20 protein-coding genes and 2 pseudogenes are annotated in these 24,550 nt (G+C 65.3%); 10 read left to right on the forward strand and 12 right to left on the reverse strand.

Translation table 11 applies throughout. The annotated features are described in order from the left end of the window. Positions 1-18 precede the first annotated feature (18 nt). From G5S35_RS19810 to G5S35_RS19825, 4 genes are all read left to right on the forward strand, one after another. On the forward strand, positions 19-294 hold the full coding sequence (locus G5S35_RS19810; RefSeq protein WP_110325964.1) for a FeoA family protein: 276 nt from the start codon (positions 19-21) through the stop codon (positions 292-294). Continuing rightward, positions 291-2,153 (forward strand): ferrous iron transporter B, encoded by a 1,863-nt coding sequence (feoB, locus tag G5S35_RS19815; protein WP_183038893.1) that lies wholly within the window; start codon positions 291-293, stop codon positions 2,151-2,153. The genes G5S35_RS19810 and feoB overlap by 4 nt, the downstream gene beginning before the upstream one ends. After that, entirely contained in the window at positions 2,150-2,440 is a 291-nt protein-coding gene (locus G5S35_RS19820) for a DUF6587 family protein (protein ID WP_065057682.1), read from the forward strand. Before feoB ends, G5S35_RS19820 begins: the two co-directional genes overlap by 4 nt. A 267-nt stretch (positions 2,441-2,707) precedes the next feature. After that, complete coding sequence (locus tag G5S35_RS19825; RefSeq protein WP_183038894.1) at positions 2,708-3,502, forward strand: CDP-diacylglycerol diphosphatase; 795 nt, start codon at positions 2,708-2,710, stop codon at positions 3,500-3,502. Positions 3,503-3,529: 27 nt separating this feature from the next. Here G5S35_RS19825 and G5S35_RS19830 read toward each other — a convergent pair whose 3' ends face one another. Beyond that, positions 3,530-4,063, reverse strand: coding sequence for a MarR family winged helix-turn-helix transcriptional regulator (locus tag G5S35_RS19830; protein ID WP_110325958.1), 534 nt, complete (start codon positions 4,061-4,063; stop codon positions 3,530-3,532). A gap of 66 nt (positions 4,064-4,129) precedes the next feature. Here G5S35_RS19830 and G5S35_RS19835 point away from each other — a divergent pair, with 66 nt between their 5' ends. Next, on the forward strand, positions 4,130-4,615 hold the full coding sequence (locus tag G5S35_RS19835; protein WP_065057680.1) for a carboxymuconolactone decarboxylase family protein: 486 nt from the start codon (positions 4,130-4,132) through the stop codon (positions 4,613-4,615). Positions 4,616-4,713: 98 nt separating this feature from the next. On the opposite strand, the gene G5S35_RS19840 is transcribed toward G5S35_RS19835, so the two are convergent. The 4 genes from G5S35_RS19840 to G5S35_RS19855 are packed head-to-tail and all read right to left on the reverse strand — an operon-like array spanning position 4,714 to position 10,401. Continuing rightward, entirely contained in the window at positions 4,714-6,723 is a 2,010-nt protein-coding gene (locus G5S35_RS19840) for an acetyl/propionyl/methylcrotonyl-CoA carboxylase subunit alpha (protein WP_183038895.1), read from the reverse strand. Positions 6,724-6,757: 34 nt separating this feature from the next. Next, positions 6,758-7,543, reverse strand: a complete 786-nt coding sequence (locus G5S35_RS19845) for an enoyl-CoA hydratase/isomerase family protein (protein ID WP_183039461.1) — start codon at positions 7,541-7,543, stop codon at positions 6,758-6,760. Between the two features lie 28 nt (positions 7,544-7,571). Further along, positions 7,572-9,179, reverse strand: a complete 1,608-nt coding sequence (locus tag G5S35_RS19850) for a carboxyl transferase domain-containing protein (RefSeq protein WP_074981308.1) — start codon at positions 9,177-9,179, stop codon at positions 7,572-7,574. 40 nt (positions 9,180-9,219) lie between these two features. After that, positions 9,220-10,401 (reverse strand): isovaleryl-CoA dehydrogenase, encoded by a 1,182-nt coding sequence (locus tag G5S35_RS19855; RefSeq protein ID WP_183038896.1) that lies wholly within the window; start codon positions 10,399-10,401, stop codon positions 9,220-9,222. A 223-nt stretch (positions 10,402-10,624) separates the two neighbouring features. On the opposite strand from G5S35_RS19855, the pseudogene G5S35_RS40290 reads away from it, so the two are divergent. The 3 genes and pseudogenes from G5S35_RS40290 to G5S35_RS19865 form a co-directional block, all read left to right on the forward strand. Next, positions 10,625-10,831, forward strand: a pseudogene (locus tag G5S35_RS40290) (helix-turn-helix domain-containing protein); the annotation flags it as partial. 99 nt (positions 10,832-10,930) lie between these two features. After that, a pseudogene (locus G5S35_RS40295) lies at positions 10,931-11,347 on the forward strand (TetR/AcrR family transcriptional regulator C-terminal domain-containing protein); the annotation flags it as partial. 52 nt (positions 11,348-11,399) lie between these two features. After that, the gene (locus G5S35_RS19865; protein ID WP_183038897.1) at positions 11,400-12,410 is read left to right on the forward strand and encodes a DUF2891 domain-containing protein; all 1,011 of its coding nucleotides are present in this window, start codon (positions 11,400-11,402) and stop codon (positions 12,408-12,410) included. Between the two features lies 1 nt (position 12,411). On the opposite strand, the gene G5S35_RS19870 is transcribed toward G5S35_RS19865, so the two are convergent. From G5S35_RS19870 to G5S35_RS19895, 6 genes are all read right to left on the reverse strand, one after another. After that, complete coding sequence (locus G5S35_RS19870; protein WP_074981301.1) at positions 12,412-13,914, reverse strand: chemotaxis protein CheW; 1,503 nt, start codon at positions 13,912-13,914, stop codon at positions 12,412-12,414. A 54-nt stretch (positions 13,915-13,968) separates the two neighbouring features. Beyond that, positions 13,969-14,466, reverse strand: a complete 498-nt coding sequence (locus G5S35_RS19875; RefSeq protein ID WP_065057673.1) for a chemotaxis protein CheD — start codon at positions 14,464-14,466, stop codon at positions 13,969-13,971. Further along, positions 14,453-15,304 (reverse strand): CheR family methyltransferase, encoded by an 852-nt coding sequence (locus tag G5S35_RS19880; protein WP_065057672.1) that lies wholly within the window; start codon positions 15,302-15,304, stop codon positions 14,453-14,455. The genes G5S35_RS19875 and G5S35_RS19880 overlap by 14 nt, the downstream gene beginning before the upstream one ends. Positions 15,305-15,320: 16 nt before the next feature. Further along, positions 15,321-17,018: a methyl-accepting chemotaxis protein gene (locus tag G5S35_RS19885; RefSeq protein WP_074981299.1), complete on the reverse strand. Its 1,698-nt coding sequence runs from the start codon at positions 17,016-17,018 to the stop codon at positions 15,321-15,323. Positions 17,019-17,437: 419 nt separating this feature from the next. Continuing rightward, positions 17,438-19,000, reverse strand: a complete 1,563-nt coding sequence (locus G5S35_RS19890) for a DUF3443 family protein (protein WP_183038898.1) — start codon at positions 18,998-19,000, stop codon at positions 17,438-17,440. A 13-nt stretch (positions 19,001-19,013) separates the two neighbouring features. After that, on the reverse strand, positions 19,014-19,478 hold the full coding sequence (locus tag G5S35_RS19895) for a DUF2844 domain-containing protein (RefSeq protein ID WP_065057669.1): 465 nt from the start codon (positions 19,476-19,478) through the stop codon (positions 19,014-19,016). A gap of 646 nt (positions 19,479-20,124) precedes the next feature. On the opposite strand from G5S35_RS19895, the gene G5S35_RS19900 reads away from it, so the two are divergent. Together G5S35_RS19900 and G5S35_RS19905 are read left to right on the forward strand one after the other, a co-directional pair. Further along, entirely contained in the window at positions 20,125-20,514 is a 390-nt protein-coding gene (locus G5S35_RS19900; RefSeq protein WP_065057731.1) for a hypothetical protein, read from the forward strand. 19 nt (positions 20,515-20,533) lie between these two features. Beyond that, positions 20,534-21,058: a glycine zipper family protein gene (locus G5S35_RS19905; protein ID WP_065057668.1), complete on the forward strand. Its 525-nt coding sequence runs from the start codon at positions 20,534-20,536 to the stop codon at positions 21,056-21,058. Between the two features lie 105 nt (positions 21,059-21,163). On the opposite strand, the gene G5S35_RS19910 is transcribed toward G5S35_RS19905, so the two are convergent. Further along, positions 21,164-24,403, reverse strand: coding sequence for a transglycosylase domain-containing protein (locus G5S35_RS19910; protein WP_183038899.1), 3,240 nt, complete (start codon positions 24,401-24,403; stop codon positions 21,164-21,166). Positions 24,404-24,550 lie beyond the last annotated feature (147 nt).

A 24,550-nucleotide genomic window follows, 5' to 3' on the forward strand; every position in this document is an offset into this window, starting at 1 on the left:
AATATAGAAAGCTTCCCCATGCGTCTGACCGACCTTTCAAAAGGCGCAAGCGCCTTTGTCGCGCGCGTAGAAGACGCCTCCGCGCCGGACCCCATCGCCCAACGTCTGCGCGATCTGGGCTTCGTGCCTGGCGAGCCCGTGCGCGTGGTCGCACGCGCGCCCTGGAGCGCCGACCCGCTGCTCGTGCAGATCGGCTCGACGCGCTTCGCGCTGCGCCGCGCCGAAGCCGAACGCGTGACCATCCAGATCGAAGCGATCGACGCCACCTACACCCAAGCCGGAGCCGCTGCATGAGCACGACGAACGCCACGCCGCTGCGCATCGCGCTCGTCGGCAACCCGAATTGCGGCAAGACCGCGCTGTTCAATCTGCTTACCGGCGCGCGCCAGAAAGTCGCGAACTACGCGGGCGTGACGGTCGAGCGCAAGGAAGGCCGCTTCGTCACGCCGTCGGGCCGCAAGGTGCAACTGCTCGATCTGCCCGGCGCGTACAGCTTCGATTCCGCGAGCCCCGACGAGCGCGTCACGCACGACGTGCTGATGGGCCGCTATCCGGGCGAGGCGATTCCGCAACTGGTCGTCTGCGTGGCCGACGCGACCAATCTGCGTCTGCATCTGCGCTTCGTGCTCGAAGTGAAGCGCATGGGCCGCCCGGTTGTGCTCGCGCTCAACATGATGGATGCCGCGAAGCGACGCGGCATCGTCGTGGACGTGGCGAAGCTCTCGCAGGCGCTCGGCATGCCGGTGGTCGAAACGGTGGCCGTGCAGCGCAACGGCGCGCAGTCGCTCGTCGATCTGCTCGAACGCGTGAACGCGGACGACGCCGCGCCGTCGCAAGCGGCAACCGCCGACATCGCACAGGACGCCGATCTGCACGTCGCCGTGCGCCGCATTCTCGCCGACGCCGTGACGATGCCGCGCGCCACCGACGCGCGCGACGACGCCATCGACAGCGTCGCGCTGCATCCGCTATTCGGCCCGCTGATTCTCGCGGTGGTGATGTTCCTCGTTTTCCAGGCGGTCTATGGGCTCGGCAAGCCGCTGACCGATTCGATCGGCGACGGCTTCGACTGGCTCGGCGGCATCGCGGGCGCGTGGCTGCCCGACGGCCCGCTGCGCAGCCTGCTCACAGACGGTCTGCTCACCGGCCTCGGCACCGTGCTCGGCTTTCTGCCCGAAATTCTCGTGCTGTTCTTCTTCATCCTCGTGCTGGAGGAGTCGGGTTATCTGCCGCGCGCGGCCTTCCTGCTCGACCGCATGATGGTGTCGGTCGGTCTCACGGGGCGCTCGTTCATTCCGCTGCTCTCGAGTTTCGCGTGCGCGATTCCGGGCGTGATGGGCACGCGCAGCATCTCCGATCCGCGCGACCGGCTCGCGACCATTCTCGTCGCGCCGCTCATGACCTGTTCCGCGCGTCTGCCCGTCTACGCGCTGCTGATCAGCGCGTTCATTCCGCACCGCATGGTGTTCGGCCTGTTCAACCTGCAGGGGCTCGTGCTGTTCGCGCTCTACGTGGCGGGCATCGTGGGCGCGATGGCGGTGGGCTGGGTGATGAAGCATCTGCGCCGCGACCGCACCGAACACGCGCTGCTGATGGAACTGCCGTCGTATCGCATTCCGCGCGCGCGCGACGTGGCGATCGGCCTGTGGGAACGCTGCACGATCTTCCTGAAGCGCCTGACCGGCATCATTCTCGCGCTGACCGTGATCATGTGGTTCGTCTCCACGTTCCCCTCGCCGCCCGCGGGCGCGACCGGCCCCGCCATCGACTACACGATCGCGGGCTATCTCGGCCGCGCGCTGGAGTGGCCGTTCGCGCCGCTCGGTTTCAACTGGCAGATGAGCCTCGCGCTGATTCCCGCGTTCGCCGCGCGCGAAACCGCCGTGGCCGCGCTCGCGACGGTCTATGCCGTGGCAGGCGGCGACAGCGACGTCGCCGCGCTCGGCCATACGCTCGCGCAGAATTTCTCGGTGGCGAGCGCGCTGTCGCTGATGGTGTGGTTCGCCTTCGCGCCGCAATGCATGTCGACGCTCGCCGTGATCCGCCGCGAGACGCGTTCGTGGCGCGCCGTGGTGGTGTCGTTCGGCTACATGTTCGTGGTCGCGTACGCGGCATCGTTCGTCACGTATCAAGTCGCGAGGTATTTCCTGTGAGCGCGAATCTGCTGATTCAATATGCCGTGATCGCCCTGCTCGTCGCCGCGAGCCTCTGGCAGGCGCTGCGCAAGCTCGCGCCGAAGACCGCTTCACGCGTGCAGGCGGGCGCGGCCGCGCCGCTGTTGCGGCCGCAACGCGGCGCCTTCGCGCAACGCGTGGGACGCTGGATCCAGCCGAAAGGCGCGACGGGCGATTGTGGCGACGGCTGCGGCACCTGTGGCACCTGCGGGCCGTCCGACGCGCCTGCGGAGCAAACTGTGACGTTTCATCCGCCGCGTAAATGAGCGGTGCGCAGGCACTGTGAATGTCGATGAAATAGCGGCCCGCCGGAGCGATTCGGCGGGCCGCTGCGTTTTATGCCGTGTTTTTATGGGTTGTTTCGCGAGGGCGATTAAATCGACACACGCATCCGCGCACACGCCCGACACACGCTTCCGCTACACTCCCCGCAGCAAGGCCAGCCCGCGCGCAGCGAAGCAGACTCGACGCAGCCAGTCGCGCGGCCCGTCCACGATCGAACTCGAATCGATCCACTACGCCCTTTTGCGCCGATGCCTCACGTTCCCGCTCTCGCCGCTCGTCGCCGCTCACGCATCGCGGCGCTCTCCGCCGCGTTCTCCAGTGCGCTGATCGCCGCCTTCGCCGTCACGGGCTGCGTGCGGCTGTCGACCTTCGACCCGAACGGACTCTGGAAAGTGGTCGGCGAACAATGCGTGCCCAACGCACGCGACAAGGGCGAGCCGGGTCCGTGCACGACGGTCGACTTCCAGAAGCGCTACGCGGTGCTCAAGGACATCAACGGACGCGCGCAATATCTGCTGATTCCGACCGATCGCGTCTCGGGCATCGAGAGTCCGGAGATACTCTACGGCGGCTCGCCGGAATACTGGGTAGGCGCCTGGGACGCGACGCGCTACGTCAACGCGAAGCTGAAAACGACGCTGGCGCCGACGCAACTCGGCCTCGAAATCAATGCAACGGAACGGCGTTCGCAGAATCAGCTGCACATTCACGTCGACTGCATGCGCGCCGATATCGCCGACGCGCTCGCGCCTTATCGACACGACGCAGCCGGCGCGTGGCGCTGGGCGATGCTCGACGGCAAGCGCTATCGCATCACGCGCGTGACGAGTCTCGCCGATCGCAGCAATCCGTTCCGCGTGGTCGAGCGCGATCTGGACGCGAAACAAAGCATGAGCGCGCAAACGATTCTCGTGACGGGCGCGGGTCCCGATACGGCGCGCGACGGCTGGCTCGTCGTCAACAGCGGGCTCGATGTGGACAACGGCTCGGGCAGCGCCGAAGGTCTGCTCGATCACGCGTGCGCCATCGCGCGTCCGCAGTAACGGCCGCAATCACCTTCACGATAACGTTCACGACAACGCCTGTAATCCGCCGGCCTCGCCCTCGCGCGCAAGGCTCGCGAGCCAGCGGCGGATCACCTGTTCCTCGCCCGCCGAAAAGCCCTCGATCATCTGCGCTTCGAGCTTCTTCACGCGCGTGCGACATTGCTTGAGCAACGCGAGCCCCGCCTCGGTCACGCCGATCTGCTGAATGCGCCCGTGCACCGGATGCGGACGCCGCTCGATCGCGCCATCGCGCTCCAGATTGCCGACGATCACACTCACGGTCTGCGGCGTGAGCGCCGCGAGGCGCGCGAGATCCGCGCCGGAAATGCCCGGATAAGCCACGAGCATCGTCAACACCACGAATTGCGGCGGCGTGATGCCGAGATCGGTCAGCGCGCGCTCCATGCGCAAACGGTGCGCCGCGCCGGCCTGGCGCAGCAGATAGCCCAGATAACCGGCCTCGCCGCGCTTGCCTTCGCCTGGCGCGGGAATCCCGGCGTTGCCGGATGCCGCGCTTTCAGCCCCGATTTTTTCGGACCGTTTCGTCGTCTTGCGCATGATATCAGAGTTCGAATATGATGTTCGTGCTCTGATATTAACCGCCAACTTGCGCGAGGTCCAGTCATGTCCAGCACGTCCACCCGCATCAGCTATGACACGTTCGCCCACGAAGCCCAGTCGGTGGTGGCCGGACTCGTCACGATGAGCAAGGCCGTCGACGCCTCCGGCCTCGAAAAGGCGCTCACCGAATTGCTGAAGATTCGCGCCTCGCAAATCAACGGTTGCGCGTTCTGCATTCAATATCACCTCAATATCGCACGCGCGCTGCCCGGCGAGCCGCTCACGCGCACGAAGCTCGATCTGCTCGCGGCCTGGCATGAAGCGCCCGAGCACTACACGGCGCGCGAGCGTGCGGCGCTCGCCTATACGGAAGCGCTGGTTTCGCATCTGCACGAAGGCGTGAGCGATGCGCTCTACGCGGAAGTGGCGCAGCAGTTCCCCGGCATGCAGATGGCGTTTCTGACTGCGGCCATCGCGAACATCAACGCCTGGAATCGCATTGCGGTGGCGCTGCGATTCGCGCCGCCGGTGCCGAAGAATACTGCCTGAAACAAGGCAAAAAGAAGGCGTTCCGCTTTCGCGAAACGCCCCAGGGTCACACGCTCTCACGCGTCAAACCATGTCTCGTGCCGATTACCGCAATCGCGTCATTCGGTTTCGAGCATCAGCAACTGCGCGCCGTCCGCGACCTGATCGCCCACGCCGTAGAGCACCTCGGTGACCTTGCCCGCAGCGGGTGCGCCGATCGTGTGCTCCATCTTCATCGCCTCCATGACGATGAGCGGCGCGCCCTTCTCGACCACCGCGCCCGGCTCGACCAGCACCGCGATGACCTTGCCCGGCATCGGCGCGGTGAGACGCCCTTCGCCGTGCTCGGCGTCCGCCGCATGCGCGAGCAGGTTCTGCCATTCGAACGACAGCGCCGCGCCCAGACAGAACACATGAAACACGTCGCCGTCGATAAACACGCGGCCCGTCACGCGCGTATCGCCGATCGTCACGCCGTATTCATTCGCACTTGCGCCGCGCCACCACGTAAAGCGCTCGTCGCTTGCGGCGCAGGCCAGCGTCTGCACGCCGCCGTCGTGTGCGAACGCGACTTCGATCGGCGTATCGCGTTCGAGGTCGCGCCACTTGAAGGTTTGCGTGAAGCCGCTGTTGAGCCGCCAATGCGCGAGCGCCTGCCACGGCGACGCCGTGTTCACGCCGCCGCCCTCGCGCCCGATCAGTGCCGCGCTCGCCAGCGCGAGCGCTTCGCGCAACGGTCTGTCGCGCGGCGCAAACAACGCGTCGTGATGACGCTCGATCAGGCCCGTGTCGAGGTCGGCGTTCGCGAACGGTTCGCACGTCACGAGCCGATGCAGAAACTCGACATTCGTGCTCGGCCCCACCACCTCGCATTCCTCGAGCGCGCGCTGCATACGGGCGAGCGCGTCGGCGCGCGTCGCGCCATGCGCGATCAGCTTCGCGATCATCGGATCGTAGAACGGCGTGATGGTGTCGCCCTCGCGCACGCCGCTGTCGATGCGCACGCTCGCGCGCTGGCCTGCATCGCCGAGTCGGAACTCGACGCCCGCGGGCATGTGCAAATGCTTGAGCGTGCCCGTGGACGGCAGGAAACCGCGCACCGGATTCTCTGCGTAAATACGCGCTTCGAGCGCATGCCCCGTCACCGCGAGTTGCGACTGCGCGAGCGGCAGCGGTTCGCCCGCCGCCACGCGCAACTGCCACTCGACGAGATCGAGGCCCGTGATCATTTCCGTCACCGGATGCTCGACCTGCAAGCGCGTGTTCATCTCCATGAAGTAGAAGTTCGCGCCCGTCATGATGAATTCGACAGTGCCCGCGCCCACGTAATCGACCGCGCGCGCGGCGGCCACGGCGGCTTCGCCCATCGCGCGGCGCACGTCGTCGGCGAGACCGGGCGCGGGCGCTTCTTCGAGCACCTTCTGGTGGCGGCGCTGCACCGAGCAATCGCGGTCGAACAGATACACCGCGCCGCCGTGCGAGTCGGCGAACACCTGCACTTCCACATGACGCGGACGCTGCAAATACTTTTCGATCAACACGCGGTCGTTGCCGAAACTGCTCGCGGCCTCGCGCTTGCATGACGCGAGCGCCGCGGCGAAGTCCTCGCTGCGCTCGACCACGCGCATGCCCTTGCCGCCGCCGCCCGCGCTCGCCTTGAGCAGCACGGGATAACCCATCGCGTCGGCTTCGCGCTGGAGCAGCGCGGCGTCCTGATCGTCGCCGTGATAGCCGGGCACCAGCGGCACCGCCGCGGCATGCATCAGCGCTTTCGCCGCGGCTTTCGAACCCATCGCGGCAATCGCGGCCACCGGCGGCCCGATGAAAACGATGCCGGCTTCCTCGCAGGCTCGGCCGAACTCTTCGTTTTCGGAGAGAAAACCGTAGCCCGGATGGATCGCCTGCGCGCCCGTCGCTTTCGCCGCGGCGATGATGCGTTCGATACGCAGATAGCTTTGCGCCGCGCTCGCCTCGCCGATATGCACGGCTTCGTCGCAGGCGGCCACGTGTTTCGCGTTCGCATCCGCATCCGAATAGACGGCCACGCTCTTGACGCCGAGACGGCGGCAGGTGGCCGCGACGCGGCAGGCAATCTCGCCCCGGTTGGCGATCAGAATCTTGTTGAACATGTAGGGTCTCGCGATATCTGGGCTTGCAGGGCGATCAGGCGCGCCAGCGCGGCGTGCGCTTTTCGAGGAACGACGACACGCCGTCGCGGCCCTCGTCGCTCGCGCGGATGCGGGCGATGCGCTCGGCCGTGTCGGCGATCAGCGCGTCGTCGATCGGCTTGCTCGCGACGTCCTGCACGAGTTGCTTGCACTCGCGCACCGCGTTCGGGCTGTTGGCGCAAAGCGTCTGCGCGATGCGCTGCACGGTGGCGTCGAGATCGGCCGCGCTCACCGCTTCGCTCACGAGTCCGAGGCGCAGCGCGGTCGCGCAATCGAACGCCTCGGCCGTGACGAAATAACGGCGCGATGCCTGCTCGCCCAGCGCGCGAATCACATAAGGCGCGATGGTCGCGGGCATCAGACCGAGCCGCGCTTCGGACAGGCAGAAGTTGACCGTGTCCGCGGCCACCGCGATATCGGCCGTGCAGACGAGGCCCATGCCGCCCGCGTAGGCGTCGCCCTGCACGCGCGCGATGACCGGCTTCGGGCAGCGATACACGGCGGCGAGCATCCGCGCGAGGCCCATCGCATCGGCGCGGTTTTCCGCATCGGAATAGCCCGCCATCTTGCGCATCCAGTTCAGGTCCGCGCCCGCGCAGAAAGCCTTGCCGCTGCCCGCGAGCACGATCGCCCGCACGTCGTCGCGCGCGCCGAGCGATTCGAACGCGGCGCTCACTTCGGCGATCATGGTTTCGTTGAACGCGTTGCGCACGTCGGGCCGATTCAGCGTGACGGTCGCCGTGTGATTCGCGATATCGACCAGCAATGTTTCGTATTGCATCGTCATAGCTTCGTCTCCGTGGCGCCGCTCACATGCGGAACACGCCGAAGCGCGTCTCTTCGATGGGCGCATTCATCGTGGCCGAAAGACCGAGGCCAAGCACGTCGCGCGTTTGGGCGGGATCGATCACGCCGTCGTCCCACAGGCGCGCGCTCGCGTAATACGGATGCCCCTGGCGTTCGTACTGATCGCGAATCGGCTGCTTGAACGCCTCTTCGTCCTCCGCGCTCCATGCACCGCCTTTCGCCTCGATACCGTCACGACGCACCGTCGCCAGCACCGACGCCGCCTGCTCGCCGCCCATCACCGAAATGCGCGCGTTGGGCCACATCCACAGGAAACGCGGCGAATACGCGCGCCCGCACATGCCGTAATTGCCCGCGCCAAACGAGCCGCCGATGATCACCGTGAACTTCGGCACTTTGGCCGTGGCCACCGCCGTCACCATCTTCGCGCCGTTGCGCGCGATGCCTTCGTTCTCGTACTTGCGTCCCACCATGAAGCCCGTGATGTTCTGCAAAAACACGAGCGGAATCTTGCGCTGGCAGCACAGCTCGATGAAGTGCGTGCCCTTGAGCGCCGACTCCGAAAACAGAATGCCGTTGTTCGCGACGATGCCGACCGGATGCCCCCAAATGTGTGCGAAGCCCGTGACGAGCGTGGTGCCGTAGCGCGCCTTGAATTCGTCGAAAGCCGAGTCGTCGACGATGCGCGCGATCACTTCGCGCACGTCGAAGGGCTTGCGCGTATCGACCGGAATCACGCCGTACACGCTCTGCGCGTCGTAGCGCGGCGGCAGCGGCTCCTTCAGCGCGAGCGAGGGCGTCTTCACGCGATTCAGATTGCCGACGATCGAGCGCGCGATGGCGAGCGCATGCGCGTCGTTCTGCGCGAGATGATCGACCACGCCGGACAGGCGCGTATGCACGTCGCCGCCGCCGAGATCTTCCGCGCTTACTTCTTCGCCCGTCGCGGCCTTCACGAGCGGCGGCCCGCCGAGAAAAATCGTGCCTTGATTCTTCACGATGATCGACTCGTCGCTCATGGCCGGCACATACGCGCCGCCTGCCGTGCACGAGCCCATCACCACGGCAATCTGCGGAATGCCCTGCGCGGACAGATTCGCCTGGTTGTAGAAGATGCGGCCGAAGTGATCGCGATCGGGAAACACCTCGTCCTGATTCGGCAGATTCGCGCCGCCGGAATCGACGAGATAGACGCACGGCAAGCGGTTCTCCTGCGCGATTTCCTGCGCACGCACGTGCTTCTTGACCGTGACCGGATAGTAGGTGCCGCCCTTCACCGTTGCGTCGTTGCAGACGATCACGCACTCCTGGCCCGCGATACGGCCGATGCCCGTGATAACGCCCGCGCCCGGCGCATCGTCGTTATACATGCCGTAAGCGGCGAGCTGCGAGAGTTCGAGAAACGGCGTGCCCGGATCGAGCAGTTGCGCGATGCGCTCGCGCGGCAGCAGCTTGCCGCGCGACACGTGTTTGTCGCGCGCCGCCGCGCCGCCGCCCAGCGAGAGCTTCTGGATCTTCTCGCGCAGATCGGCGACCAGCGCATCGAGCGCCGCGGCGTTAGCCTTGAATTCGTCCGAGCGTGGATTGAGCTTCGATTCGATGATCGGCATCGCGGTGTCCTGTCCTTGCCTGTCTTGACGATAGTTAGGATTACATGGTTTCCGCGAACAGTTCGCGGCCGATCAACATGCGGCGAATCTCGCTCGTGCCCGCGCCGATTTCGTAGAGCTTCGCGTCGCGCCAGAGACGTCCGACCGGATACTCGTTGATATAGCCGTTGCCGCCGAGGATCTGAATGGCTTCGCCCGCCATCCACGTGGCCTTTTCGGCGGTATAGAGGATCACGCCCGCGCAATCCTTGCGCACCTGGCGCACGTGTTCCTTGCCGATCGTGTCGAGTTGGCAGCCCACGGCGTAGAGATACGCGCGGCACGCCTGATACGTCGTGTAGAGGTCGGCGACCTTGCCCTGAATGAGCTGGAATTCGCCGATGGCCTGACCGAACTGCTTGCGCTCGTGAATGTACGGCACGACCGAATCCATCACGGCGGCCATGATGCCGGTGGGACCGCCCGCGAGCACGGCGCGCTCGTAATCGAGCCCGCTCATCAGCACCTTCACGCCGCCGTTGAGCTGGCCGAGCACGTTTTCTTCAGGCACTTCCACGTCCTGAAACACGAGTTCGCCCGTGTGCGAGCCGCGCATGCCGAGCTTGTCGAGCTTCTGCGCAACCGAAAAACCCTTCATGCCTTTTTCGACGATGAAAGCGGTGATGCCCTTCGCGCCCGCCTGCGGATCGGTCTTTGCGTAGACCACGAGCGTGTCGCAATCCGGCCCGTTGGTGATCCACATTTTCGTACCGTTGAGGACGTATCGATCGCCCCGCTTCTCGGCGCGCAGCTTCATGCTGACGACATCCGAACCCGCGTTCGGCTCGCTCATTGCGAGCGCGCCCACGTGTTCGCCGGAAACGAGCTTCGGCAGATATTTGCGCTTTTGCGCTTCGGTGCCGTTGCGGTGGATCTGGTTCACGCACAGATTCGAGTGCGCGCCATACGACAAGCCGACCGACGCCGATGCGCGCGAAATCTCCTCCATCGCCACCATGTGCGCGGTGTAGCCCATGTTCGCGCCGCCGTACTCCTCCGCGACCGTCATGCCGAGCACGCCCAGGTCGCCGAACTTGCGCCACAGGTCCATCGGGAACTGGTCGGTGCGATCGATCTCGCCCGCGCGCGGGGCGATCTCCTTCGCCGCGAAATTGGCGATGCTGTCGCGCAGCATTTCGACTTCTTCGCCGAGCGGGAACTGCAAACCGGGTACGTTGCTCATCTGTCTGTCTCCTGAGTGCGGGCGCGGGGTTGGCCGCGCAGGGCGCATGCTGTCCTCTTCGTCGCCCATTTCACGCCACATTTACGTTAACGTCAATAGGTGATTTTGAGTATCACTCAGATTTCTTAACATGCACACCTTAGCCATATAAAAACTCATTGAACAGCCAATGCATTCGTGCATAATCGGCTACAAATCCGCATAGAAGTGAAGCTTACTCAGAATGTCAGAAACCGCCCATCCCGTCCTGCCCGCGTCGCGCCGCCAACCGGCCGGACGCAAGTCCCAGCAGCGCGTCAAGGAAATCCTCGAAGCCGGGCGCGCGGTGTTCTCCGAGAAAGGCTACGCGCGCGCCACCACGGCCGAGATCGCGCAACGCCTGGGCATCTCGGAAGCGACGGTGTTCAGCTATTTCCGCGGCAAACGCGAACTCTGCGCGCGCGTGATCGGCGACTGGTACGACGAATCGATCGAGGCGATCGAAGCCGGACTGCCCCGCGACGGCACGGTGCATCAGCAGTTTGCATTCATCGTGCGCATGCATCTGCAATTGATGCTGGAAAGCGGCACCGGCATCTGCGAACTCGTGCTCTCTGAAGGGCGCACGCGTCATCACGAGCTGAGCGAGGCGCTCGTGGAAATGCAGCGCCGCTATACCGCGCCGCTCATGCGCGTGCTCGCGCGCGGCCAGGAATGCGGCCAGATTCGCAGCGACATGCCCTTGCGCCTGCTGCGCTCGCTGGTGTTCGGGCCGATGGAACATGTGCTCTGGGACGCGACGCTCGCCAATCGGCGCACCGATATCGAAGCCACCGCCACGCAACTCGCCAGCGTGCTGTGGAGCGCGCTGCAACCGCCCAACGTCGAACTGGCGGCGCTCGCGCAATTCAGTCAGGACGTCGGCGAAGCGATGCGGCGGCTCGAACGCGAACGCGCGCCGCGATGAACGCGGCGAATCGCGCTAAGCTGACGCTCTCGCGACATCGTCCACGGCTGCCATGAACGCCACGCTTTCCTCTGCACACGCCTCGCGTTTCGCCTCGCTCGCGCTCGCTCACCTCACGCGCGAATATCCGAACAAGCTCACGCACGCGCTCGCGGGTCCGCAGGACGTGCAGACGCCGCGCGCGCTGCATCCGGTGTTTTACGGCAGCTATGACTGGCATTCCTGCGTGCACGGCTACTGGCTCGTCGCGCGGCTGCTCGCGCGCTTTCCCGAGCTGCCGGAAGCGCCCCGCATTGTCGCCGTGATCGACGCGCATTTCACCGACGCCAACATGGCGGGCGAGCGCGCCTATCTCGACCTGCCGCATAACCGTGGATTCGAGCGTCCGTATGGCTGGGCGTGGCTGCTCGCGCTCGCGGGACAGCTCCATGCGATGACCACACCCGCGGCCGCGCGCTGGTCGCGCACGCTTGCGCCGCTCACGGAAACGTTCGTCGAGCGCTTCGAAGAATTCCTGCCGAAATCGACTTATCCGCTGCGCGTGGGCACGCATTTCAACACGGCGTTCGCGCTTACGCTGGCGCTCGATTTTGCGCGGCAAACGCAGCGAAACACACTGGGGAAGTTGATCGAGGAGACGGCCACACGCTGGCATGAAAATGATTCGGATTGCCAGGCATGGGAACCGTCCGGCGACGAATTTCTGTCGCCGTCATTGATGGAAGCCGTGCTGATGAGCCGCGTGTTGCCCGCCGATGCATTCGCAGCATGGTTCACGCGATTTCTGCCCGCGCTGGCGCGGCGCGAACCGGCCACGCTGTTCATGCCCGCCACGGTCAGCGACCGCACCGACGGCAAGATCGCGCATCTCGACGGTCTGAACCTGAGCCGCGCGTGGTGCCAGCGCACGCTCGCGCGCGCCTTGCCTGCGACCGATCCGCGCGTGCAAGTGCTGCATGAAGCGGCGCAGACGCATCTGAACGCCGCGCTCGATCACGTCGCCGGCGACTATATGGGCGAGCACTGGCTCGCCACCTTCGCCACGCTCGCGCTCGAAGCCTGACTCACACCGTCGCGGCCTCTTGCGCCACGCGCTCGCACAGCGAAGCGGGATCGAGCAGCATCAGCGTACCCTGCCCCGGCAATTCGACCGCTTCGCGCATATCGCTGCGCACATTCGCGCCCGCTGCACGCGTGAGCATGGTCGGCATCGCGAGTTGCGCGCAGCTCTTGAGCGTGATGATGTCCTCGATGGAATCGACGAGCAGCCCATACTTCTCGCCGTGATGCTCGACGATCAGGATCTTCGCGCGCGTCAGATCCTCGTACGGCGGCATGGCATACATCGCGCGCACGTCGATCACCGTCACCAGCACGCCGCGCAGATTCAGCACGCCGCGCACGAACGCGGGCAGGCCCGGCGTCTTGACGGTGTCGTGGCGATAGTGGATCACCTCGCGCAGCTCCGTAATGCGCACGCCGAGCAACTGGCCGATGCGGAACGTCACGAGCGTCTGACGTGTGCCCGTTCCGCGTTTTTGCGCGACGCCGGCCGCTTCCGTGGCCTTGCGGTAGAGATCGCGATGACCCGCCGCGAGCGATGCAACGCGCGCATGCGCGTAAAGCGCATCGGCGTTCACGAGCAGGACGCCGCTGGCACCCTCGGCACCCTCCGCTGCGAGATAGCCCGAGAACAGCGAGCGATGCGCGTTGCCGTAACTCGGCATCGGCAGCAGTTCGTCATCGCGGCAGGCGACGATGCTCGCCACTTCGTCGACGAGCAAGCCGAAATACAGATCGTCGCGGTGCAGTATGACGATGCGCCGCTCGTCGGCCGACGTCGTGTCTTCCGGCGCGCGCGAGAAACCGAGGAAGTTGCCGAAATCGAGCACGGGCACGGTCGCGCCGCGCAGATTGAGCATGCCGATGCACACGTCGTCGGCGAGCGGCGAATGCTGGAGCGCGGGCACGCGAATGATTTCCTGGATCGCGCCCATTGGCAGCGCGAGCGCGGTGCCGCCCACCTTGAACGACACGTTCTGGCGACGCTGCCCCTGCTGGGCCCGGCGCGCGGTCGAGCGCGCGGCGGGTTCGGCCAGATGCGGGACGTCGCGCAAACGCAGCAGCGCATCGGCGGACAACACCTGCAAAATGCGCTCGCCGCCGTCGAGCTTGAGCACCGAGCCGATCGCCGACGGCGCGCTGCCCTCGGCCATCGCGATCTCGATGACCTGATCCTTCGGCACGCGCAGGATCTCGCCCGTGGCGTCGAATTGCAGACCGACACGTCCCGCCGCCGCCTCGACAATCGCGATCTTGCGCGCCCCCGCGACGCCTTCGTCGCGCAGATTGAGCAACTGGCACAGATCCACCACGGGAATCAGCGTGCCGCGCAGATTGAACAGGCCGAGCAGATACGACGGCGCGAGCGGCACCGGCGTGAGCGCTTCGGGATGATTGACCACTTCCTGGAGCGCCGACACCGGCAACGCGAGTTCCGTGCCCGCGAGGTGAAACGATCCATACAGCTCCAGCTTGCCACCCGCGGCCAGCGCACGATGATTCATCGCGAAGCTCCTTGATTCGTTATCCGAACGAATTGATCAGGCGCGCATCGTGCGTCACGACGCCCGCGCGAAATGACGCACGGCGTAGTGATGCTGTCCGCAATCGATGGTGAGCTGACGCCCGCACTCGCCGCCCACATCGACGTGCACCACGCGCACGCGCGCGCCGGCCAGCAACTGCTGCGCCATGCGCACGTTCAGATCGCCGATCGGCTCGTGGATCGTCGTGCGGTGATGCATCATGTTCGCGCCGCCCGCGAGCACCGCTTCGATTTCGCCGTCCGGCGCCGCGTCGGCGCCCATCATCGAGATCAGCGCCGGCAGGGCCTCGATCACGTATTTCGCGCCGTTGCCCGTCTGCGCGGCGCCAGGCGCACGCGCGCTGCCCACCGGTTGCGGCAGCAGACAATGCGCCAGCCCATAGGTGCCGCGCGCGCGCCACAACAGGCCGATGCCCACGCACGAACCCAGCGTCGCGCGAAGGATTTTCGCGTCGTCCGCGCTGCCTACCGCGATCTCGCACATCCGCACCTGCACGTCACGCGTGCTCATGGTCGCGTTCCTCGTTGTGTCTTCCGTTGCGGTAGATGAGCGGCTGCTCGAAGGTGAAGTCCGTCGCCATGCGGCTCAGCGATTCCGATTCACCCACGATCAGCACGGCGTCGGGCTTCATCGCGCGGCGCACGTTGGCGAGCACCGCCTGCTGGCCGTCCTGATCGAAATAGATCAGCACGTTGCGCAGCAGCACGAGATCGAACTGCCCGAAGTCGCGCGGCAACGCATAGAGATTGTGCTGCCGGAACGTGACGTTCGCGCGCAGCGCGTCGTTCACACTCGCCCATTCGCCGTCGCTGCGCAGATACTTCTGCGCGAGCGCGGGATGATGCAGGCGCAGGCCTTCGAGACTGCGCCCCTGATAACGGCCCGCGCGCGCGGTGGCGAGAATGCCGTCCGAAATATCGGTGCCGACGATGGTGTAGCGAAACGACGGCTGGCGCGCGCGAAACTCCTCGCACAGCATGGCCGTCGACCACGCTTCCTCGCCGCTCGACGCCGCCGCCGACCACACGCGCAACGGCGCGCCCGTCTCCAGCGAATGCCAGTACGGCAAGAACGCTTCGGACAGATACTCCCAGATACGCGGCGTGCGAAAGAACGAGGTTTCGTTCGTCGTCACGAGATCGATGAAGTCGCGCACTTCCTCCACGTTGGTGTCGAGCACCTGAAGATAGTCGCGATAATCGGGCAGCCCCAGCGCCATCACGCGGCGGCGCAAACGGCCCTTGAGCATGGTCCATTTGCGCTCGTTCATGGCGATGCCGGTATGCCGCCTCACCTGCTCGAACAACGCACGCTGCACCGATGCTTCGGCATCCTTATCGATGTCCACTACTCTCTCCTGATCGTCAGACGACGAAGCGTGCGACCGTCGTGTCGAGTCCTTCCGCGCCGCCCCTGAGCGAGGCCGCCGCGCGCGCGATGGTGTCGCACGCGCCCGCGGACTTCTCAGTCTCTTCCGCGACCTGCTGGATCGCGGCGGCCACTTCGCGCGCGGCGATCAATTGCTCGTCCGCACCGCAGGAGATTTCGGAAATGGCCTGCGTCGTGCGGCTCACACCCGAGAGAATGCGCTCGAACGCCTCGCCGGCCTGCTTCGAGATTTCGCTGCCTTGCGCGACGCGCTTGACCGACTCGTTGATCAGCTTGGAGATTTCCTTGGTGGCTTGCGACGAACGCTCCGCGAGCTTGCGCACTTCGTCGGCGACCACCGAAAAGCCGAGCCCGTGCTCGCCCGCGCGCGCGGCCTCGATTGCCGCATTGAAAGCGAGCAGATTGGTCTGGCTGGCGATCTCGCCGATCACCTTGATGATCTCGCCGATATCCTCCGAGGAGCGGTTGATGAGTTCCATCGATTCGATCGAGCGGCCCACCGCCTTCGCGCCGCGCTCGGCTTCCTGCTGCGTGTCCTTGGCGAGCTGATCCGCGCCGCGCGAGTTGTCGGCGATCGAGTTGATCGATGCGGTCAGTTCCTCGATCGACGCGTTCATTTCCTCGACCGTCGCGCCGAGCAGTTGCGCGCCGCCCGCGACGGTATCCGCGCGCGCCGCGATGTCCTGCGACGAATCCTTGAACGTGCCCGCCGATTCCACCACCTTGCCGATCACGCCGGAGAGGTCGCTCATCATGCTCTTGATGCCGGCTGCGAGCTGATCGATGGGATCGTCGCCGGCCACTTCCACCTTGCCCGTGAGGTCGCCCGCCGCCGCATTGCGCACCACCTCGAGCAGCGTTTCCACCTTGCGCTGATCGCTTTCGGCGCGGTGCTTCACGCTCTCTTCGAGCTCGACTTGCGCGCTCACGTCATTGGCGAATTTGATGACCTTGTAGAGACGGCCATTGACGTCGAAGATCGGGTTGTAGGTCGCCTGAATCCACACCACGCGCCCGCCTTTGCCAATGCGCTTGTAACGACCCGCATCGAATTCGCCGCGATTGAGCTTGGCCCAGAACTCGGTATATTCCGCGCTGCATGCGTACAGTTCGTCGCAGAACATGCGGTGATGCTTGCCCTGAATTTCTTCGAGCCGATAACCGAGCGTGTCGAGAAAATTCTGGTTCGCCTGCAACACGATGCCCTGCGTGTCGAATTCGATCACGGCCTGCGCCTTGTCGATGGCGCGCAAACGGCCTTCGTATTCCGCGTGCTGCTGCTTGATCGCGGTAATGTCGGTCGCGAACTTGATGACCTTATAGGGACGGCCGTCTTCGCCGAACACCGGGTTATACGACGCGTTGATCCAGATTTCGCGGCCGTCGCGGCCAAGACGTCGGTATTCGCCGCGATCGAATTCGCCGCGGCCGAGGCGCTCCCAGAAGAGTCGATACGGTTCGCTGCGCGCGTACTCGGGCTCGCAGAACATTCGATGATGCTTGCCCCGCACTTCATCGAGCGTATAGCCAACGGTTGCGAGAAAGTTCTCGTTAGCATGCAGGATGATGCCTTGCAGATCGAATTCGATCACGGCCTGCACGCGATTGAGCGCAGCGGTGACCGCGCTCAGCTCGATGAGTTCGAGCTGACGCTCGGGCGTCGAATGTTCCATTGTTATTTCCCTCGTGGTCATGGCGCGCAACTCGCAATCTGCATGCAAATCGCAAGCTTTCTCTCAGTGGCTTTTGTCGACGTTTTAAAACGCCAGTGCATTTTAGGTCTTGCAAAAAGGACCGATTGGAAACGGTCCGGCCTACTTGCGCTATAACGGCGCCCGGTCTGACGCCTTGACTAAGGGTTTTCGCCAGGGCAAACGTTTGTATTCGTGAATTTTTTAGGGCGCCATTGGGAATTTTTTGCCGCCTTACGCGTACCCGATCGAACTTTGCATGAGGTGCGAATAATAGGGGAAACGAATCATGCTTTGCAAATACTTTTTATGTTGTTAATGAGAACCTGACAGAGTAGTTTGAATAAAAAAAGCGCGCTGAAATAAGCGCGCTTTTTTATGCTAATTACCTGAAGAAAGCATTACCGGGCAGCAAAACTCACATAAGGTCCGGTGACATTCGCGCCCGCGCGCGTGCCTTCGATGCCGTACCAGACACGTTGGCCATAGAAGAACGGCATGCCGAGATCGAGCGTCTGTCCGAGGAATGAGCCGAGCGTGCTAAACGCCGTGTAACGCGTGGCGAGCAGCGCGCGCGCATTGCCGATACCGATGCTGGCCGTCGCGGCCGCGCCCGTGGTGTCGGAGAGCGCGAGCGCGCGCTGGATCGCCGAAACCGGCGCGTAAAAGCCCTGATATTGCGGCAGCGCCCAGTCCTCGAAGCCCAGCGTGTTCGAACCCGAATCGATGAACGCGGGCACGGCCGCGCCGCCCGCGACGCTGCCGCTGAAATTGCCCCAGCGGTCGGTCGCGAGGATCGTCGTGCCCGCGCCCGGCAACGCGTTATTCGACTGGGTGCCGACGCCGAAGATCACCGTGCCGGACGACGTCAGCGCGCCCGTCGCGTCGATCGCGGGCATATCGACGATCAGGCCGTTGTTGTCGATCGGGAACAGCGCGACGGGATTGGTAACCTGGTTCGCGAGCGGCATGGCGATGGGCGTCGCCGGCGCGGCATCCGCGTAGTAATAGCCGGCCTGCGCCGAACTCGCGCACGCCGCGCCGCAGTCGTTGCGCGCGACGCCCACGCCAAGAATGCCGTTCACGCCGCCGAGCGCTCCGGTCGTGTTGAGCGAATCGTTATAGACGCACGACGAAGGCGCGCTCGACACGATGGCCGGATCGCCGATCACCTGGATCGGCGCCGAGGCGGCGATTTCGCGCGAGAGCTTCACGTCGGCGCTACGCAGGCTGCCCCACGTATAACCCGAGCCGAACATGCCGCACGCGGCGACGTTCGTGCCGCTCGCGGCGTCGCGCTGGATCGGCAGCGCGGCGAGCGTGGCCGGCGGAATCGCGGATGCATAGAGGCGCAGGCCGAACGAGCCGGTGTCGAGCAGCACGTTGTCGATCGTCGCGCAGTTCTTCTGGCCGCTGCTGCCGGGCTGGCAGACGGTCACGCTCACGAGCGGGACATTGCGCACGCTGCTCGCCGACGAAACGCTCACCGCGACGGTGTTGCCGATGTCGGCGGTTGCGCCGCCGTCGGGCGCGCCGCTGTCGCTGCTGCCGCCGCCCGGAGCGCCACTGCCGGACGTGTCGCCGCCCGAAGTGCCCGAGCCCGATGATCCCGACGAGCCCGATGAATCGGTGCCGCCCGAACTCTGGCCGCCCGACGCCGAACCGCCATCGCCCGCGTTGCCCGAAGGCGTGGTCGATCCCGAACCGGCCTTGCCGCCAGCCGAACCGTTATTGCCTGGGCTGCTGTTATTCGGCGGGTTATTCGTCGCGCTCGTCGCGCTGCCCGAACCCGATTTGCCCCCGTTCGTTCCCGAACCCGATGCGCCGCCACTCGACGGCGCGCTGCCGTTGGACACCGCCGCCTGGCCCGGCGCGCCATCGCCCTCGTCGCCGCCCCCACCGCCTCCGCACGCCACGAGCGCCACGCTTAGCGCGAGTGCCGAAGCCAGAATGATCTTGTTCATCGTCTCGCTCCGTTCACTGAATCTGATCCGCGCTCATGCCTTGCGGCAGCGCCTTCGGCAGCCACGCGCGCCCCGTCAGCGCCCCCATGTGGCCGCCCGACTCGACGGCCAGATCGGGGCCGTGCATCGAGACCGGGCCGTGGCCGCCGCCCCGCGCCGCACGCGCTTCGGCAAGACCTTTTTGCCACGCCGGAAAGTAATTGCCGAGCAGCGTTTCGAGCGAGCCGACGCGCGGACCGCGCCACGACACCGCGAACACGGTACCGGCGCTATCGAGATACTCATGAATCACGGTGCCGTTAGCGAGCGTGGCCGTGGTCACCGTGTAGGACGCGGCGACGCCATTGGCTGCCGTCATCGTGCGGATGCCCGGCATGCGTGGCGCCGACGGATAAGTCGGCGCGCCACCCAAACCGGCCCATGCGGGCGCTGCGCTCACGACGGCGCACGCCGCCGCGCCCATCAGAATTTTCCTCATCTTTGTAGTCCTTATTAATTTTCAAGGATGGCGCCGCGCCGATCACGCGGCGGTCGGCCAGTCTAAGTGGCGCATGCGCGTGTACCGCGCGCGGCGAATCGAAATGACTATTCGACTTTTTCGCGGTCGCGCGCGGCGCCGATGGCGAATTCCGCGCAAGCCCGAACGCACGGGCGAGCGCGAAACAACGGCATGGGTAGACAGAGGATCGATTCGAGCGGCGATCGGGACAGATGCGCGCACATTGCGCGGCACATCTTGACCGGACAAGACGTCGAGGATTTCAGATCATTCTGGGGGACATCCGGCTTTTTCTATTCAATCCGAAAGCCAGAATCAGGCCTGACATCGCTCAACAGGCCCTTGTCTCAAATATCCAAATATTACCGACGCGCAGCTTACGGCAAACACACGCGCCGCGCACGAACCGCGCAAGAAGCGACTGAAGACCGCCGATACGACCACGAAGCCGCAGCTTGTGCTCCGAACGGCGCGAGCGTCCGAGGTGCGTACCGGACGCCGTCACCGAGTTGTAACAACTCGAAAAAACAGTGCAACTCGCGTAATTGCATTGAACCCCGCCTTGTCATAGCGTTTCATCATGCGCGGGCTGACCGGCCCGGGACCATCCGTACTGGAGATCGTTGTGAGAAGGTCGAAATTCATTCTCGGGGCTGCCGTGGCCGCCATCGCCTGCGTGAGCGGGGCGGCGAACGCGGCGCGCGTCGGCGTGTTCATCGGCGGCGGCGTGCCGTACTACTACCCCGTCGCGCCCGTGCCCTACTACTGGGGGCCGCCGCCCGTCATCGTCACCCCGCCGCCCCCGCCGCCGCCCGACTACGTCGAGCAGGGCCAGGCCGGCGACCCGGACGCGGTCTACCAGCAAGGGCCCGCCAACGGCCCGAACGGCGTCGCCGCCAGCCAGAACGGCGACACCTGGTACTACTGCGACGCCTCCAAGACCTACTACCCGTACGTGAAGCAATGCGCGTCGGGCTGGCGCTCGGTGCCCGCCCAGGCGGCCCCTTCGAACTAACCGACCAGACGAGCTTCACATGAAATCGACTTATCTCGCGGTGCTTGCCGCGGCGGGGCTCCTGAGCGCGTGCGCCGTGGTGCCGACCGGCCCGAGCGTGATGGCGCTGCCCGGCACCGGCAAGACCTTCGACCAGTTCCGCAACGACGACTACAACTGCCGCCAGTTCGCCTTCCAGCAGGTCGGCGGCGGCGCCACCAACCAGGCCGCAACAAATGCGGGCGTGGGCAGCGCCGTGGTCGGCACCGCACTCGGCGCGGCAGCCGGCGCCGCGTTCGGCGGCGGCCAGGGCGCGGCCATCGGCGCGGGCGCGGGCCTGCTCGCGGGCAGCGCGGTCGGCATGGGCAACGTGCAAGGCTCGGCTTACGACGTGCAACGCCGTTACGACTACGCGTATCTGCAGTGCATGTACGGCAACGGCAACCGCATTCCGGTCGCGGGCCGCATGCAGACGCAGCAGCCGTATCAGACGCAACCGCAGCAGCGTTATCTGCCGCCGCCGCCGCCGGGATCGCCGCCGCCTCCGGACGCCGGCTCGTACTGAGCTTCGCCATCGCGCTCACGGGCGCATCGGCGGCACCAAAGAAAACGCGCCCATCCGGGCGCGTTTTTTATCGGCATCACGTTCATCGATGCACGCAGTGAGCGCTCATTTCCGTTTCGCCATCGCACCCATCGCGCCCGTTGAGCCGGCATCCGCATAGAAGCCCGGCATCGTGCTGGTCCATCCGCTTTGCGCAGCCGCGTTCAGCGACGCGAGACTCACCTGCTGCATCGCGCCCGTTTGCGGATCGATCAGCGTCATCTCCTTCGATCCCGTTGCCGCCTTGAGCTTGCCGTCGGGCGCGTCCTGATCCTCGAGCAAAGGTTGCAGCACCGGCGCGAGCGACTTGAGCAACTGCACCGAGAGCGCGCTCGTGAACGTGTAGCGCGCCGCATACGGCTCGTGCACCCACGCGGTCAGCGTGCCATAAAAGCGATTGCCGATCACGAACACGAACGTGGCGCTGCGGTTCACCTTGCGCGACTCGATCAGCCGCGCGCCCGGCGCATAGACATTGAAACGCTGATCGCCGGTGCCGGTCTTGCCGTAGACGTCCAGCTTCTTGCCGTCGGGGAAGGTCATGCCGTCGGCGAGACGCTTGGCCGTGCCGCCCTCCACCACCGACGTCAGCAGCTCGCGCACCACCTTCGAAATATCCGGCGAGATGAGCGGCTGCGGCGCGGTGGCGGCATGCACGAAGCGCGTCTCGTACGGCGTGCCGCGCGCGAAGTCGAGCGATTCGAAGCTGTGCGTCGGCAGCTTCTGGCCATCGCTCGACACGAGGCCGATCAGATACGCGAGCGCCGACGGCCGGTCGCCCGACGCGCCGATCGCCGCGCCATACGAAGGCGTGATGTTGTCGAACGGATAGCCGAGCGCGCGCCACGACTTGCCGATCGCGTCGTATGCGCGCAGTTCGATCATGTGGCGGATACGGCGATCCTGCGTCGCGTGATACTTCGTCTTGAACAGCCACTTATAGGTATAGAGACGCGTATCGCGGCTCGCCTGCTGAACCTGCGCGAGCGTCGCGTTGGGATGCGAGCGCAGATACAGCAGCAGCCACAGTTCGAGCGGATGAATGCCCGCGATATAGCCGCGATCGTTGAGGTTGAATTTGTCGATCGCGTACTTGTCGTAGTACTTCGCGAGCTCTTCGTCGTCGAGCCACTGGAACTTCGTGTTCTTCAGTTGCGCGCGCATCTGCGTATCGAACCACGCGAGCGAGCCGTCCGGATTCGCGCTGCGCAGCACGGTCGCGATCCGCGCCGGTCCCTTGCGCGTGTGTTGCAGCAGGCTCTGGATCGCTTCGTCGTTGCTCTTGCCTTGATAGCGCGCGTAGAAGCGCTTCATGTAGACCTGGCTTTCGCCGTCGGCAAACTGCGTGAGAAAGCGGTTGCGCACGGCCGGATCGTCGAGCCACGTGGCGGGCGGCCCGGACGTCTGGATCATCTCGTAGTGGACGATGTCGCGCATGAGCCGCACGAACACGAGATTCACCGAATGCTGGAACGCGCGGTGCAGAGTGAGAATCGACCCGTTGTCGCTCGACTCGAAGTTATTGAAGCTCTGCGCGCCGCCGCCCGTGTAGAAGGTTTCGCCCGGGCTCGCCGAGTATTTGCGCTCCACGGCCGCTTCGAGCATCGAGGGCAGCGAGCGGTCCGAGGTCTTCGACAGATAGTCGATCGCCCAGCGCGTGAGCGCATCGCTCGGGTCCACCTGCGGCAGTTCCGCGCGCAGCGTCTTCGCATCCTGGTCGGCGTATTTCGTGTGCAGCGCGCTCACGATCTGCAGATACGTGATGATGGTGCGCAGCTTCGCCGTCGAGCCCAGATTCAGGCGCGCGCCCGAATTGATATCGAAGGGCTGGTTCACGCTGTCGGTCTGCACGCGCACGAGATTTTCGCCGCCGCGCCGCTCGAACAACGTGAAGCTGTACGCGATCTTCGACGGATCGTCGGCAGGGCGCAGCATCTCGAAGCCCACGAGTCCCGCCGCGCGCGCGCCGTCCTTCGTCGCGGCATCGGCGAGCCGGTCGCTCACGGCCTGCTGCACGCCGTCGTCGAGCGTGGCGGTCGCGGTCAGGTCGAGGCGGTCGAGGTCGTAAAGCGTCTTCAGACCGAGCGCCTGCATCAGTTGCGTGCGCAACGTGAGCACCGCCTTGCGGTCCACGTACGACACGGCCGGGCGCGGCGCGGGCTTCGAGCGGTCGAGCGTCAGTTGCGTGGCGAGCGCGGCGTCGCGCAATTGCGGCGTGATCACGCCGCCGTTCGCAAGCAGGCGCAGATAGCTGTCGGTGAGCTTCGCGAGCGCTTCGTTGTTCTTTTGCAGGAAATACGAAGGCGCGCGCTGCGCGATCAGCAAGGACAGCACCTGGCGAAACGCGAGCGCCTGTTCGTCGAGCGTCGCGCTCGACACCGGCGCGCGCAACACGCGGTTCACGTCGCGGAAATCGCGCCCGTACCAGGCCGCGAGCCCGTCGCCAATCCCGTTGACTTCGCCGATGCCCGCCTTCGCCGACAGCGGCACGGAATTCAGGTAATGAACGAGAATCTGCTGACGCGCGGGCATGGTCTGCGGCCCGTCGAGATACGCGCGCACGGAGGCCGACGCGATCTGGCGCAGTTTCTCCGGCGGCGTGGACGTGCGCCCGCCGGTGGAATGGCGAAACTTCTCGATCTGCGTGGCGAGCGTGCTGCCGCCCGGCGTCTGCTGATGGCGGTTCACGAGGCGCGCGCCCTGATCGATCAGCGCGTGGCTGAAACGGCCCCAGTCGATGGCCGGATTGCGGTTCGGTTGATCGGCGGCGAGCAGGTATTTGTCTTCGATAAACAGCAGCGAGTCGCGCACGAGCGGCGGCACGGCGTCGAAACTTTCATAGGCGCGCTGCGGATAGCGGGTGTGGAACAGCGTCGCGCCATTCGCGTCGCGCAGCGCGATGCCGGCCTGGTCCTTCTCCTCGAACGGGATGAAGAGACCCTGATCGGCCAGCGAAATCATGCGTTCCGAATCACGGGCCTGCGAAGCAACCGCGAAGCCGCGCTGCGCAAGACGGTCGGTGAACATCGGCAGCTGGGCGTAGCCGAGCCGCGTGTCGTAAGGACCGTTCGTGGTGGGAAAGCGGATGCTGTGACTCGGCCCGTTTTCGACGGTGAAGCCGATGTCGCGTGTGAGTTCGGAGAGATAGCGCGCCTGCAATCGCGAGGTGTCGATTTCGATCTGTACGATGCGCGCGAGGATCACGATCGCCGCCAGCAGCGCGACGATGACACCCCACTTGATCCACCGCCAGACCGAGCCGGTACCGGTGGCACGAACAGGAAAACGGATCGACGGGCGGCTCATGGTTATTCTCCCTGACGTCGCGTCAGATCGCGGAGTGCACCTGTCGAATAGTCTATCTCGCCGCGATCAAACGTGTGCGTCTGTGTCGCGCGACGGGCGCGCAAGTCGCGTCTGTGCAACACACGTGCCCGCTTGTTCCGCGATGCG

The organism is Paraburkholderia tropica (assembly GCF_014171495.1).
GTDB lineage: Bacteria > Pseudomonadota > Gammaproteobacteria > Burkholderiales > Burkholderiaceae > Paraburkholderia > Paraburkholderia tropica.